Origin of the sequence: Pectobacterium zantedeschiae, assembly GCF_004137795.1 — a bacterium.
Classification (GTDB): domain Bacteria; phylum Pseudomonadota; class Gammaproteobacteria; order Enterobacterales; family Enterobacteriaceae; genus Pectobacterium; species Pectobacterium zantedeschiae.
Map to the genome: position 1 here is coordinate 2,390,686 of NZ_NWTM01000001.1, position 14,879 is coordinate 2,405,564.

A 14,879-nucleotide genomic window follows, 5' to 3' on the forward strand; every position below is an offset into this window, starting at 1 on the left:
AACGCATTTTGCCAGCGTGCCCTTCCCTCCTTTTAAAGGGACTAAAACAAGAGTGATGAAAACAGGGGCAATTGATGCACAAACCATTTTTTATCAGGGGCATGTTTTTTCCGCGTAATCGCGCTTTTTTGACACACATACCGCGTTATGTACTGGCACTCGGGCTAGCCTGCGGCAGCCTTCCCTTCTTCTATAGTCCAGCGACGCTCGCGCAGGCCGTCGCGTTTGACTGGTCCGCCGCGCCAACAGAGCAACAGGTTGATAGTCTGGATCTAAAGCAGGCGATTCTTCGCGCGTTTGCACGCAACCCACAAATCGCACAGGCTTCGGCGCAAATTCGTGTCGGCGACGCCGATCTGCGCGTAGCGCAAAGCGCCTGGTTTCCGCAAATCGGCCTAAGTGGTAACGTCGGGCGATCAGATCAAAGTGATTCTGGCGGCACGATGAGCAACAATTCCACAGCGGGCATCACGCTGAAGCAGCTCCTGTACGATTTTGGTAAGACGGGCGGCAGCATTGATGAGCAGCACAGCTTATCGGATGCCTACCGCTATCAGCTTTATGGCATCATGACCACCGTCGGCCAGCAAACCTTACTCACCTACCTGAAAGTTAAACGTTATCAGGAACTGAATCAGGCAGCGGAACGCAATATCACGTCACTCAGTCAGGTAAAAGATATCGCGACGCTCCGTTCCGAAGCGGGTCTCAGTACGCAATCCGATACCCTTCAAGCAGAAACCCGCATCTCGGGTATGAGGGCGACGCTGGAACAATATCGTGCGTTGGAACGTTCCTCACTGGCACAGCTCAGCGTGCTGACCGGTGTCCTCCCTAGCGCCCTGCCCGATCTGCCACGTGCGCTGCTGCAACAAAAGATTACCCTCAAGGCGCTTCCTTACCAGCAGAGCAACGCGGTGTTGAGTGCGCAGTCCAAGCAGGAAGCCTCTCGCCATCGAATTCGTCAGGCAGAAGCACAGCACTGGCCTACCGTTGCCGTACAAGCTGCGCGTACCCGCTATGAAACCGACAGACGGAATTACTGGGATGACCAGCTACAGTTGGTCGTAGAAGCCCCGCTTTATCAGGGAGGCGCAGTCAGCGCACGCGTTGATGCCGCATCAGGTACGCGTGAAGCGGCGCAGGCCGAAGTCGAAGCAGCGAAGCTGGATATGAATCAGAAAGCCTCAACGGCTTATGCCGATCTCATCGGTGCGCAACAGCGTGAAAAAGCCAGCCAGCAGCAAATTACCAGCGCGACTTACACCCGCAACGTTTATCAGGATGAATACAAGCTCAGCAAACGCAGCCTGAATGACCTGCTCAGCGTCGAACAAGACGTGTTGCAGGCCGAAACCTCACGCATCGGCGCGTTATACGACGGCTGGGAGGCGGCGGTTAACTATGCCGCGGCCGTCGATAATCTGCTGGATATGCTGGGTATTGAACGTCATCAAGCCAGTGGCGAGACGCTACCGTCGCTGTAAGCCGGCTTGCCTGCCGGATAAGAACATGCAGGAATGTAAATGACACAAGTCACCAAAACTGAGATCTGGATAGCCGCGATGGCACGCGCCGCAGCTCACTATGGGCAAGTGGTCGATCCCCAGTCGGTACGCCAGCAGATGCGCTGGTATGAACATCTCCCCATCGCACGCCAGTTAGAACAGATCAGCCACCTGATGGGGTTGACCATCAGCCTGCGACACACGGAGAAGATTCGCTGGCGCAACAAAATTCTACCGGTGCTGGCAGAAACCGACGATGGCGGTGTCGTCGTCATCGAATCCTTGAATGACGAAGGAATCGCGACCTATTGGCTGGATGACGGCGGCGATCTTCAGCGTGAGGCTGAACTAACAGAACTCATCAAACACAGTCAGGGAATTATCGTGCTGGTTGGGATTGCGGAGCGTGGCCGTGATACACGCATCGATGATTTCGTCAAACCGTATCGCAAGCACTGGTTCTGGCAACATTTTCGCGGCGCAAAACGGCAGATCGGGGAAATCTCTCTGGCATCGATCGTGGGTAACGTTCTGGCACTGGCAGGGATCCTGTTCTCCATGCAGGTGTATGACCGCGTGATTCCGGCGCAGTCGATTCCCACGCTATGGGTTCTGTTTTTCGGCGTGCTATTAGCCGCCGCCCTCGAGTACGCCATCCGTTTGTCGCGCACCGTCGTCTCCGATTTGATGGGCAAGAGCATCGATCTGAACGTATCGGGGATGCTATTCGCCCGCGCGCTGGCAATAAAAAATGAGGCCAGACCCAAGTCCACCGGCTCGTTTATTTCTCAGCTGCGGGAAATCGATCAGGTACGTGAATTGCTGACCTCAACGACCGTTGGGGCGGCAGCCGACATGCCGTTTGTCTTTCTGTTTCTCGGCATCATGGCGATGATCGGCGGCCCGCTGGTGTTTATTCCTATGCTCGCGATTCCGCTGATTGTGATCCCTGGCCTGATGCTGCAATGGCCGATGGCGAAACTCGCCAAGGAAGGGATGCGTGAAAGTGCGCTGCGTAATGCGGTGCTGGTCGAGTCTATTGAAGGGCTTGAAGATATCAAAGCGTTGCAGGCTGAACCCTACTTCCAGCGTCAATGGGAGCAAACGCACGACGTCAGCGCCTCCATCGGGATGAAGCAGCGCGTCTGGGGGGCGCGGCTCAGCGGCTGGGCGTCAACCGTCCAGCAGTTAACCTATGCCGGAATGCTGGTGTTCGGTAGCTATCTGGTGCTGGCAGGTGATATCACCACCGGTACACTCGTGGCCTGTAGCCTGCTTTCCTCCCGTACCATCGCCCCGCTCATGCAGCTAACGATGGTCTTTTCGCGCTGGCAGCACGCCAAAACCGCCATGACCGGGCTGGACGATTTGCTGCAAAAACCGCTGGACCGGCCAGAAGAAGGAAAAATGGCGCACTGCCCGATCCTTCAGGGTCATTTTCAGCTCAACAACGTCCAATACAGCTACGATCCCGAACAGGGTGATACCGCCTTACAGATCGTGAAACTGGACATTAAGCCGGGCGAAAAAGTGGCGCTGCTGGGTAAGGTTGGCGCAGGTAAATCTACCCTGCTCAAGCTGCTCGCCAATCAGGCTACCGCGACGCGCGGCAAGGTCATCATTGATGGCGTAGATATTAGCCAGATCGACCCGGCCGATGTCCGCCGTCAGTTGGGTTTTCTGTCACAGGACTCCCGCCTGTTCTTTGGTAGCCTGCGACAGAATCTGATGCTCGGCAACCCACACGCCACCGAACAGGAACTGTTACAGGCATTGCGCATTAGTGGCGCACTCAGCCTGATCCAGCAGGACGCTGCCAGCTTGGATCGTATCATTCATGAGGGCGGACGCGGTTTATCCGGCGGACAGAAGCAGATGATCCTGCTTAGTCGGATGTTATTACGTAATCCTCAGATTGTGCTGTTGGATGAGCCCACCGCGTCTATGGACGAGCAGTTGGAAAACCACGTTATTCACCAATTGAGCAGTTGGCTCACGGGCCGCACGCTGATTCTGGTGACGCACCGCCCTGCACTGCTCAAGCTGGTTGACCGCGTGATCGTCATGGATAACGGACGCATCGTGGCAGATGGCCCGCGTGACCAGATTTTGAAGGCCGCCAGTAAACCAGCAGACTCCGCACAGAGCGTGGCGTAAGGGGAAACACAATGAGTAGTATCACGATCCATGATGACCTGAAACGCCAGGGGCGACGTGTATCCGTCATTATCTGGCTCAGCCTGCTGGGGCTGGTCGCCTTTTTTGTCTGGGCCAAATTCGCCGTGCTGGATGAGGTTTCCGTTGGGAGCGGTAAGGTAACCCCATCGACCCGTGCGCAGGTGATTGAAAGCCTGGATGGCGGGATCATCGGCCAGCTCTATGTGCAGCAAGGCAATGTCGTCGAGAAAGGACAGGTATTGGCGCAGTTGGACGTCAACCGCTTTCAGTCCGTCTACGGCGAAGCCTTCTCCCGCGTACAGACGCTGCGGGCATCTGCTGAACGTCTGCACGCAGAACTTAGCGGCGAACCGCTAAAATTCAGCGCGGAAACGATGAAGGAGTCTGCACTGGCCACGCGGGAGCGCCAGCTTTATGAATCACGCTTGCGCAATCGCGATGAGACAGTCGCCAATCTGCAACAGTCGATGCGGCTGGTCGAGCAGGAACTGCGGATGACGGAGCCACTGGTGCAGCGCGGTGCAGCCAGCGCCGTTGAGGTGATTCGATTACGCCGCCAAATTAGCGAAATACGCGGAAAAATCGATGAAGCACGCAATCAATATGCCGTGCGGGCGCGTGAAGAACAGGTCAAAAACAATGCCGATCTGGAAGCACAGAGGGAGGTCGTCAGCGGAAAAGCCGACCAGCTCAAGCGCGCCACCATTACGTCACCAGTGCGCGGAATTGTGAAAGACATTCAGGTAACGACCGTTGGCGGCGTGCTACAACCGGGCGGTAAATTGATGGAGATCGTACCGCTGGAAGATCAGTTGCTGATCGAAACGCGCATCAACCCGCGTGATATTGCCTATATCCGACCGGGCTTACCCGCCACGGTAAAAATTACCGCCTATGACTCTTCCATCTACGGTAATTTAACGGGCGAAGTCGAAAGCGTGTCGCCCGATACCCTTCAGGACGAAGTCAGGCGCGATCAGTTTTATTATCGGGTCTATGTGCGTACCACACAGGCCGAGCTGACTAACAAGGTGGGGGAAAAATTCCCTATCGTGCCCGGCATGGTTGCCAGCGTCGAGATAAGAACCGGCCAGAAAAGCGTTCTGGATTATCTGATTAAACCACTGAACAAGGTCAATGAAGCGCTGCGTGAGCGTTAAGCTCACGCAGTACAATGCCAGTAAGTAACAAACAGAAGCGCCGCACGGTTTCCCGCGCGGCGCTGTCATGACAAAACAACGTATTAGTTGAACTACTTCTTAACCGTGACGTTCTTGATCTGCCATGTGCTGTCGCTGGTCAGTTTGACATTCTTCATCGTCACTTCTATCGGCTTTTTGGCATTTTCACCGTTCAGCACTACGACGCCCTTGGTTTCCGACGTCACATCCTTAAACGTGATATCGCTCCAGTCCGGGACATTACTCCCTTCTTTTTTCTCATATACCGTATCAATCACAATCGGTTTGGCCACATTCTTCATCACGACATTGCTATACCGAATACCGTTGACCACACCAGCAGCCGATTTGTCGCTTTTAATGCGTAAACCGTTGGTGGTGCCATTCATCTTCAAGTCATCGACCGTGACATTATAAACGCCCATGGTTTCACTACCGATCGACATGCCATGTCCGGTACCAAAATCGTTATGGAGGATGGAGATATTGCGCGTCTCGGCACGGCCTTTGTAGGCTTTGATCGCGACATTATCGTCACCCGTTGAAATATTACTGTAAGCGATAGTGATATTTTTTGATGACATCGGATCGATACCGTCAGTGTTTCTGGCGGTGGACGGCGTTTTAATCGTGGTTTTCCATGCGGTGAAACCATCACCATCACTGAACACGACGTGGAAATTCGGGGAATTAATGAGAGAGACGTTATACAGCGTAAAATTCTTGCTCTTATTAATCTGAATCAGGCGAGGGGTATTCTGTTTTAACTTCTTCACTTTGGCGTCAGCAGCCAGATCCCACCAGCTCACTTTTTTATCCTGAAGCTTCACGCCCCCTTGCCCATCAATGGTGCCCGGCCCATAGATTCCGCTGTTCGTCGTACTCGTGGCGGTAATAAATGCATTACAACCTTTACCGTTGTTATCCACTACGCCACAGGATGACGCCGCATTGTCAAAAGACTTGGCGTCATTCACAGCCCGCAGCGTCACCCCGCTGTCGATTAATAAGCTGACGCCCGAAGGCAGAGAAAGTGGCCCGCTCTGAAAGACGGAAGTGCTTCCCGCACTCAATCTTACCGCTTTTCCTTGCCCACAATTATTCAGTGCTTTTTGAATGGCGCTGGTGGCCGTACTGCTGTCCGCTTTCAGCACCGTACAGGAAGATGGAGCTTTCGGTTCACTTACCGTTCGCGAATCAGAAGCCCATGCCGATGTGCTGAACAGGCCGATAAGGCCTAGTGATAATGATAAAACCCGCTTTGATTGATATTCCATGTCAAACCTTACCTTATAGATATCCGCAATTTGGTTGTAACCAAAAAAGGAATTACGCTTCTTTTTAGCTTAATAAGAAAAATAAAACACTTTTATAGAAACTAAAAATTGTCGGACATACATATGTAGATTAATAAAAGTCCATTTACATAAAACTTTGTCTATGTTTCCCAGAAAAGACATCCAGTTTTACGCGTGATTAAAATATCACCAGAAAATTAAATGAAGTATCAACAGAACGTGGAAACAAACCGAATCCCGTCACGTGCAGCCGTCAGCGAATGCTAAGATTTTTATCTCTTCACGACATTCATTTTTCTTATTCTTTAATAAGAACCATCAAAATATTTATTAATTCACAAAAAATAATTAAATAAAATATAATAAACAAAAGATAAAATTAAATAAAAAATAATAACAGACTAAATTAAATAACTTATCCCACCTCAATATTTTTCATGAATTATTATTCATTTTATATTCTCTAATATATAATCCCCGTCGATGCGCAAGGACTCCCTCTTTATTTTCCAAATAAAGAGAAAAAAATATCCGTTTAATTTACAAGGAAAAACACATGTTTAAGTATTTAACACCGATATTTTTATGTACGGCTGCTTTTTCTTTTCAAGCTCAGGCTGATGACACCATGCTGATGCTGCTGAAAAAAGATAATGCCACCTATTTAAGCTGGTCTACCGATGCAGGCAATGTAGTTCGTCAGGATGTGTATCGCAGTACCAGTAATAATCAGGCTGGCAGCGAAAAAATCGCAGAGCTCAATTCCACCGACAGAACATTTACGGATTTAACGGCTAATCCGAAGTCGGAATATTGGTATTGGGTGGATACGGTTAGCGGCAATAATAAAGTCCTGAAGTCTAACGCAGCACCGACCAATGCCAATCTGGAAGTTGCACCACTGCGCGCGGCGTCACTTAAAGCCGCCAGCTCAGAATGTAAAGCAGGTGCAGTGATCAAAAACAAAACCGTCGACTGCGGCGGTATTACTCTGGGTCTGAGTTGTTCTGGAGACAGTGATAAGCAGCCTCCTGTTATTACTCTGGAAAATGCAACCATCAAGAACTTGCGCATCTCTGAAAAAGGCGGTTCTGACGGCATCCACTGTAAATCAGGTGACTGCCGTATTGAAAACGTAATCTGGGAAGACATCTGTGAAGATGCAGCAACCAATAACGGTAAAACCCTGACCATCGTCGGCGGTGTCGCACATAACACCACCAATGGCCCTGGCGGCAAACCGGACAAAGTACTGCAACAGAATGCCAAAAACAGCCACACTATCGTGCAGGGCAACTTCACTCTGACGGGTCAACACGGCAAACTGTGGCGTTCTTGCGGTGACTGCACCAACAACGGTGGCCCACGCAACCTCACCATTATCAGCGCAACCGTTAACGGCACCATTGATAGTATTGCTGGTGTAAACCGTAACTTTGGTGATGTCGCTGAAATTCGCGATCTGCGCATTAAAAACTATAAAGAAGGCAAACCGCCTGTATGTGAAGAGTTTACTGGCGTAGAAAAAGGCAAAGGTAACTCACCTAAACACGGCGAGTTCTGGGATACCAAGAACTGCAAAGTCAGCCGTTCAAACGTGAAAGCCCTGTAATTCAGCTAGTAGAACGATATCTAAGCGAATACCTCTTTAGGGTCCTAACGCATCAATCTTCAACAGACCGTGCCTACAAAGCACGGTCTGTTTCATTTCATCATCCTTGCTGCAATTCGGTAAACAGCGTGCGCTTCAGCGCCAGCTCAACGCCACGCAGTTCCGCTAGCCCTTTCAATCGTCCGATTGCCGAATAGCCCGGATTGGTTTTCTTTTTCAGATCGTCCAGCATCTGGTGCCCGTGATCCGGGCGCATAGGGATCGGACGGCGATCGCCCGTCTTCTGACGACGCAACTCTTCCGCCAAAATGGCATTAATGATCGCCACCATGTCTACATCCCCTTGCAAATGCGCCCCTTCATGGAAGGAATTGGGATTGTCTTCGCGGCAGGTCGCACGCAGATGGGTGAAATGCACGCGATCGGCAAACATTTCCAACATGTTAACCAGATCGTTATCTACCCGCACACCGTAAGAACCCGTACAGAAGGTAAAGCCGTTATGAAGGCTATCGACCGTCTGTTTCAGCCAGCGCATGTCGTCAATGGTCGACATCACACGCGGTAGCCCAAGGATCGGACGCGGTGGATCGTCGGGGTGAATAGCAAGGCGGATACCCGCAGCTTCCGCCACTGGCACAATTTCGCGGAGGAAATGCCCAAGATGCTCACGCAGTTTGGCATGATCGATACCATCATACTCTGCCAGGCGGCCACGGAATTGCTCCAGCGTATAGCCCTCTTCGGACCCCGGTAGACCCGCGATAATGTTGCCTGTCAGGCGCGCAATATCTTCTTCGCTCATTGCACGGTAGTAATCGGCAGCCTGTGCCTGCTCATCCGCCGTATAATCTTTTTCGGCACCGTTGCGTTGCAGGATATGCAGTTCAAAAGCCGCAAAGGCAATATGATCGAAACGCAGTGCTTTTGAGCCATCCGGCAGCACATATTCCAGATCGGTTCGCGTCCAGTCCAGTACGGGCATGAAGTTATAGCACACCGTATCAATGCCACACTGTGCCAGATTACGCAGTGACTGCTGATAGTTGGCAATATGTTGCTGATAATTCCCCGTCTGAGTTTTGATCTCTTCATGAACAGGAACGCTTTCTACTACCGACCACACCAGCCCTTTTGCCTTCAATTCGGCTTTGCGCTTCTCAATTTCCTCAATCGACCAAATTTCGCCATTGGGAATATGGTGTAACGCCGTCACCACGCCAGTCGCTCCGGCTTGCCGCACATCATCCAGTGAGACAGGATCGTTCGGGCCATACCAACGCCAGGTTTGTTCCATACCGAGTTACCTTTTTTGCCAAAAATAGTGGTTTTCGTCGAGATAGCAAAAGCCTACCTCACCGAGACGGGCTGTCAAACGAAACCCACAAATTGATTGACCAATTACACAAAAAAACCGTTATTTGGACTAACACCATGCATAAAAAGGCTGTGTAAATGGAAAATAAGTCAATGATGACAAATTTGGTCTGATATATTTCCCCTCCGCACACCAATCGCACACCAATATAGTGCCGGAGAGAACGTTAACTCAGGAAAGGAAATAGCTGGGATATCAGGATTCCAGACGGGAAGGGACGGATTCGAACAGGTAGCCATCGAACGCGGGGTCATCCACATTCGAGATTTCCAACAGTTTAATTTTTACGTTCTCAAGATGCTGCCACATCGCCTGACGTGCCATGTTCACATCACGACGAGATACGGCACGCAGGATCTGTTCATGATCGTCTAACCACTGGCGCTGATAGCTAAAATCATCGGTATGAGAGTGAATTCCCTGCCACATAGGACTGCGCTTACGCGCCTGCCAAACCTCATACACCATATTCGCTAAGACGCTATTTTGGGTAGACTGCGCCAGCAGGCAATGGAATTGTTCATCAGCGCTTTCATCCACGCTACCGTTCTCAAGAGACGCCCTTTCTTGTTCAATGGCTTGTCGCATCTTCACAATGTCGCTCTTGGTCGCCTGCATTGCGGCAAATGCAGCGACTTCACCTTCCAGCAATTGACGCGCCTGCATCAGCTCAAAAGGGCCATAGTCGCTCTCCACCGCGCTATCTTTTCCCTGTGCGCTAGGGAGTTGCATAACGTAGACACCAGAACCTTTACGCACCTCAATCAACTTTTCCAGTTCCAGCATGATTAAGGCTTCACGCACCACGCTGCGGCTGACGTTGTAGGTTTCAGCAATATCACGCTCGGGAGGCAAGCGGTCTCCAATCTGATAGTTTCCCTTCAGAATTTCCACGCGAAGATTGTCACCAATCTGCTGATATAAACGCATACCGCCATCCCTTTATTCAACATCGGCCATCGCAATATTGGCCTGACCAAAAGACAGAAAAAACGCCCAATTTGTCTGAAGTATAACATGAAGCCCCACCACGCCAGCACGTTGAGCGCCATGCTTGCCAAATAATTTCAGATATAGTGTTGTCGAAACGCCATATCCCGTTACCGATCAGGTTGATATTGCCAGCAGGCAAGGAGCATTAATGACAATAGACGTATTCCGGTTCGTTTCGTGGACAGTCTGGAAACGGGTGATGACTGGTTTATTCGCCATCATCGGCGTACTTTTTATCGTGGGGTGCAATAGCAATCCACGCGACATCACACCATTAGGGCAAACGTCATTCGAACGTTACCAGCAAGACACCACACGCTGGGTAGCGCAGCATCGCGCCTTCCAAACCACGGATAAACAGCTGGAATTACGCTGGAACACGCCCAGTGAAACCCGTCCTGCGGGTCAACCGCATAAAGCAATTTTGCTGGTTCATGGACTGGGAGACTCACCGGGTTCGTTCATTGACATCACACCGCAATTGGTCAAACAAGGCTTTCTGGTCAGAACCGTTTTGCTGCCGGGGCACGGCACTCGACCATCCGATCTGTTGCACGTCACCGTTGATGACTGGCGCAAAGTGGTCGCCGAGCAGATAGCCATCCTCAGTAAAGAAGTCGATGAAGTCTATCTGGGCGGCTTTTCGACTGGCGGTAATCTGGTCCTGGAATACGCCTCACAACACCCCGAAATTAAAGGGTTGGTGCTGTTCTCACCCGCGATTAAGTCCAACGAAAAATACGATTTCATGACACCTCTGCTGTCCGTATTTACCGATTGGCTGATGTCACCGCGCCCCGGCTATCCTGAGCAGTTGGCGACCCGCTATATGCGAGTGCCGACCAACGGTTTCGCCCAATATTATTATTCCAGCAGCGGAGTTCGTTCGCAGTTGGCCAAAAAACCTTATGACAAACCGGTGTTAATCGTACTGGCGGAGCACGATTCCGTCGTCGATACGACCTATATTGTCAATACGTTCGATACGCAGTTTACCAACCCACGCAGCCGCCTGATCTGGTATGGCGATCGCCCTGCGGGTGTGCATTCCTCGCGCGTTTTGGTGCGTACCGGCTCACTACCTGAATGGCGTATCAGCCAGTTTTCGCATATGTCGCTCCTGTTTTCACCAGAGAATAAGGAATACGGCAAAACGGGCGCGATCGTTATTTGCGCCAATGGACAAACCAATAGCGACCTGACGGCCTGCGCGGATCGCAGCACGCTGTGGTATTCCGACTGGGGATATATCGAGAATGGCAAAACCCATGTGCGCCTGACCTTTAATCCCTATTTCGACTGGCAAAATCAGATCATGGCCAACGTACTGGGCGCGCAATAACCTTACCAAAAGCGGGTGCCTTCCCTAGATCATTCGAGTTGTAGGCAAGCGGCAATCGCACGACAAATCGGTTTTAAACCGATTTGAACAGCGCTAGCGCCAGCCCGAAGGGGGAACCTCATTTATGAGGTTCATTAATCCCCAGGAGCTTACACAAGTAAGTGACTGGGGTGAGTAAGGACAAATCAGCTAAGTCGATTTGAACGCCGCTTGCGGCGGCCCTTCAGGGCGAGGCTCAGAGATGAGCCGAGTATTGCCAACGCACCTACGGCTTGAAGTATGACGGGAATTGTCATCATTTGGTCATCAAGGGCAGGTATTTTTACTTAAAGACAAATCCGCCCAAAGATTAACCATGATCTCCATGCCCGCTCCTTGCGCCCAACCACTCCTCCGGGGTACTCCGGTGGCGCGAGATCTTTGCATTCCTTTGCCGGACGTTTCTCCCAACACCGACAATGCCACCGTATTGCAGTTATTCAGTAAAAATAAAGAATGGGTCAGCTTGCCTGTCGTTGAGGATGGACGCCCTTTCGGCTTAATCAACCGCCATATTTTTCTCTCGCAGATGTCCCGGCCTTTTTATCGCGAACTGTATGATAAAAAGAGCTGCATCGCGTTTATGGATAAAAACCCGCTGATCGTTGATGCGCTGGCGTCATTGAACGATGTCGCCGATCAAACGGTGATCACTGGTGATAAATCGCTGACAGATGGCTTTATGATCACCGAGAACGGGCGCTATATCGGTATCGGACTCGGTATCGATCTGATCAAGGCCGTATCCGATATGCACCTGCGTCAACATCAGCAAATTATGCAGAGCATCGAATATGCCAGCGTGATTCAGGCCGCGATGCTGACGACGTCAACGCAGGCGATGTCTCGCACACTGGCCGACTGGTGCTTAGCCTGGGAGCCACGAGACTGTGTCGGTGGCGACTGTTATGCTTTTAAAACCTATCAAAACGGCTGGCTGGCTGCCGTCGCGGACTGTACCGGGCACGGTGTACCCGGCGCATTTATGACGCTGATTTTCTCTTCCGCACTGGAACAGGCACTCACGCAGCACGGCCCGATGCTGCCAGCACAGTTATTACAAGCGATCAACCGCCATATCAAAGATACGTTGGGGCAGCGCGGCGAATCACGCCAGCTTTCCACCTCTAATGACGGCTGCGATGCAATGTTGGTGTTCTGCGATATGACGCGCAACACGCTGACATTTTCCGGCGCGCGGATGCCAGCCTTCATGATGCAACGCCACACCGGACAGCTGACGCCACTCCAATGTGATCGTATGGGTATCGGTTATACCGAAACGCCTTATGACTATCAGTGGTCGAGCTATGAATTACCGCTGCATGACAACGACATGTTTTTCATCACCACGGATGGATTGACGGATCAAATTGGCGGAGAACGCAGAATTATGTTTGGTAAACGTCGACTACAAGAACATCTCCAACACTATCAACACCAACCAATGCGTGATCTGGCTAACCAGCTTCTGTCAGCACACAAAATCTACCAGGGCGATCAGACCCGACGAGACGATTTAACATTTTGGGGCTTCCGACATTGTTCGACTTTTGTTTAATCAGGTAGGCAGCATGATGCCAAACATCAAATACACCGAGTTTTTTTCGCCCTCACATCAGCATGACATCACGCTGTATTACGTGGGGTATTTTTCACAAAACATCATCAGTTCACTGGCTGAAACCATGCGGTTACAGTTGGAAAAAAAGCAGCTTCCCGCCGGTATTCGTCGCCGACTGTTCTCCACGTTCGTGGAAATGGTACAGAACATCACTCGCTATTCTGCCGCACAGTTGACCGCTCTTGAGAGCCCCGCCGAGGTTCGTCATGGTTCCGTGTGTCTGGGTTATGAAAATGGGAAATACTTCCTGTTGTGCGCTAATCCCGTACGCCCCGACGATGTCGAGAAGCTGCGGGAACGCCTTGAACCGCTGCGCGGTATGACGCTTGATGAAATCCGACTCGCCTATAAGGTCTCTCTGCGTGATGAAACCCCGTCATCAAGCAAAGGCGCGGATATGGGGCTGTTGACCGTCGCACGTGATGCCAGTGAGCCACTCCAGTTTACGTTTCGGGCCGACGCATCAACGGGGCTATCTACGTTTTATCTGAAGGCAATCATTTGACATGAAAAATATAACGACCATAAGCAACCTCCATATTTCGGGGACATCCTGTACCCCGGCAGTTGATTTTCACTTTGACACACACCGTCTTTATCTTTCCGGCGAATCTTATCCTGAGAATGCCGCGGCGTTTTATCGCCCACTGCTCACTGAGATTGAGTCGTATCTGCACGCGTTAACGATCGATGCAGAAACAATGCCACCGGATGAGACACTGCCAAACATCGAGATACACGTCTCCCTGATCTACTTCAACAGCTCCAGCACCAAGATGCTGTTTAGTTTGTTCAATCTGCTTAATCAGGCCGCTGAACAGGCACTTTCTATTGCGCTGTATTGGTATTACGACAAAGACGATGACATTGCGGAAGAATTTGGTGAAGAACTCCACATCGATTTTCCTGCCCTGACCTTTCACAGCACGATTTTGAGTGATAACCATGAGCACAATTGAATTGTTTACACCGGAATACGACATTCTGCTCGCCGCGCGCAACATCGCTAATCAGCAGGAAAGACCAGCGGAAGTCTATCGCGACACGCTGCTGGCACTCACCGATCACTACCAGCGATTGGTGCGAGAATCGCACCGCCTGATTTCACGCAGTGACCGAGCAGAGAAGGAACTGAACCGTCTGAATGCGCAGCTTAATCAGTTGGCAGTCGAATTGGAGTACAAAGCCAGCCACGATCCGCTGACTAGCGTGTATAACCGCGGCGCGATTATTGAACGCATAAACCACGCGCTGGAACGCAATCAGGCTGCGCTCATCGTGTTGGATATCGATCACTTCAAACAGGTGAATGATACCTATGGCCACCCTACCGGTGATGCCGTGATCTGCGATCTGGTGTCACGCGTGCAGCACATCCTGAATACTACAAGCAGCATTGGCCGCGTCGGTGGCGAAGAGTTCACCATCTTGCTGGAAGGACATACGCTCATGCAAGCCGTCTCGATCGCCAACCGCCTTCATCACGATCTCAACAGGATGCCGCTCAGCGTACTGCCACAGCAGCGCGTTACCGCCAGCTTTGGCGTCAGTTGGGCACCGCAAAACACCAGTTTCGATGCGCTCTATGGCGCAGCGGATGTGACACTCTATCAGGCCAAAGAAAAAGGAAGAAATAGGGTGGAGTTTCAATAAGTCTCAGGGCGGACGATTGCCGTCGCCCTGACTCACGACCATAATAGTGGGTATCGGCTCACCCGAGACAGAT

At 51.3% G+C, this 14,879-nt stretch carries 12 protein-coding genes; 9 read left to right on the plus strand and 3 right to left on the minus strand.

Annotated features, from left to right (window positions below; all coding sequences use genetic code 11):
• Positions 1 to 74 precede the first annotated feature (74 nt).
• From CLR69_RS10810 to CLR69_RS10820, 3 genes are read left to right on the plus strand one after another with little or no spacing between them, the layout of a single operon-like run.
• Positions 75 to 1,487, plus strand: a complete 1,413-nt coding sequence (locus CLR69_RS10810; protein WP_129703248.1) for a TolC family outer membrane protein — start codon at positions 75 to 77, stop codon at positions 1,485 to 1,487.
• 39 nt (positions 1,488 to 1,526) lie between these two features.
• Positions 1,527 to 3,665, plus strand: a complete 2,139-nt coding sequence (locus CLR69_RS10815) for a type I secretion system permease/ATPase (RefSeq protein WP_129712641.1) — start codon at positions 1,527 to 1,529, stop codon at positions 3,663 to 3,665.
• Positions 3,666 to 3,676: 11 nt separating this feature from the next.
• The gene (locus tag CLR69_RS10820; protein WP_129703244.1) at positions 3,677 to 4,846 is read left to right on the plus strand and encodes an HlyD family type I secretion periplasmic adaptor subunit; all 1,170 of its coding nucleotides are present in this window, start codon (positions 3,677 to 3,679) and stop codon (positions 4,844 to 4,846) included.
• Between the two features lie 92 nt (positions 4,847 to 4,938).
• Here the strand turns inward: CLR69_RS10820 and CLR69_RS10825 are convergent, their stop codons facing one another.
• Positions 4,939 to 6,144 carry a glycoside hydrolase family 28 protein gene (locus CLR69_RS10825; protein ID WP_129712642.1) on the minus strand — a complete coding sequence of 402 codons (1,206 nt, stop codon included), beginning with the start codon at positions 6,142 to 6,144 and terminating at the stop codon, positions 4,939 to 4,941.
• Between the two features lie 577 nt (positions 6,145 to 6,721).
• Between CLR69_RS10825 and pelI the strand changes: the two genes are divergently transcribed.
• A complete protein-coding gene (pelI, locus tag CLR69_RS10830) occupies positions 6,722 to 7,777 on the plus strand; it encodes a pectate lyase PelI (RefSeq protein ID WP_129703239.1) in 1,056 nt (351 codons plus the stop codon).
• A gap of 100 nt (positions 7,778 to 7,877) precedes the next feature.
• Here pelI and uxuA read toward each other — a convergent pair whose 3' ends face one another.
• A complete protein-coding gene (gene uxuA, locus CLR69_RS10835) occupies positions 7,878 to 9,074 on the minus strand; it encodes a mannonate dehydratase (protein ID WP_129712643.1) in 1,197 nt (398 codons plus the stop codon).
• A 276-nt stretch (positions 9,075 to 9,350) separates the two neighbouring features.
• On the minus strand, positions 9,351 to 10,085 hold the full coding sequence (locus CLR69_RS10840) for an FCD domain-containing protein (protein ID WP_129712644.1): 735 nt from the start codon (positions 10,083 to 10,085) through the stop codon (positions 9,351 to 9,353).
• Between the two features lie 211 nt (positions 10,086 to 10,296).
• Between CLR69_RS10840 and CLR69_RS10845 the strand changes: the two genes are divergently transcribed.
• From CLR69_RS10845 to CLR69_RS10865, 5 genes are all read left to right on the plus strand, one after another.
• A complete protein-coding gene (locus CLR69_RS10845) occupies positions 10,297 to 11,490 on the plus strand; it encodes an alpha/beta fold hydrolase (RefSeq protein WP_129712645.1) in 1,194 nt (397 codons plus the stop codon).
• Between the two features lie 355 nt (positions 11,491 to 11,845).
• Complete coding sequence (locus CLR69_RS10850; RefSeq protein ID WP_129712646.1) at positions 11,846 to 13,090, plus strand: SpoIIE family protein phosphatase; 1,245 nt, start codon at positions 11,846 to 11,848, stop codon at positions 13,088 to 13,090.
• Positions 13,091 to 13,103: 13 nt separating this feature from the next.
• Positions 13,104 to 13,658, plus strand: a complete 555-nt coding sequence (locus tag CLR69_RS10855; protein ID WP_129712647.1) for a SiaB family protein kinase — start codon at positions 13,104 to 13,106, stop codon at positions 13,656 to 13,658.
• A 1-nt stretch (position 13,659) separates the two neighbouring features.
• On the plus strand, positions 13,660 to 14,112 hold the full coding sequence (locus CLR69_RS10860; RefSeq protein ID WP_129712648.1) for a DUF1987 domain-containing protein: 453 nt from the start codon (positions 13,660 to 13,662) through the stop codon (positions 14,110 to 14,112).
• Entirely contained in the window at positions 14,099 to 14,806 is a 708-nt protein-coding gene (locus CLR69_RS10865; protein ID WP_129712649.1) for a GGDEF domain-containing protein, read from the plus strand. Before CLR69_RS10860 ends, CLR69_RS10865 begins: the two co-directional genes overlap by 14 nt.
• Positions 14,807 to 14,879 lie beyond the last annotated feature (73 nt).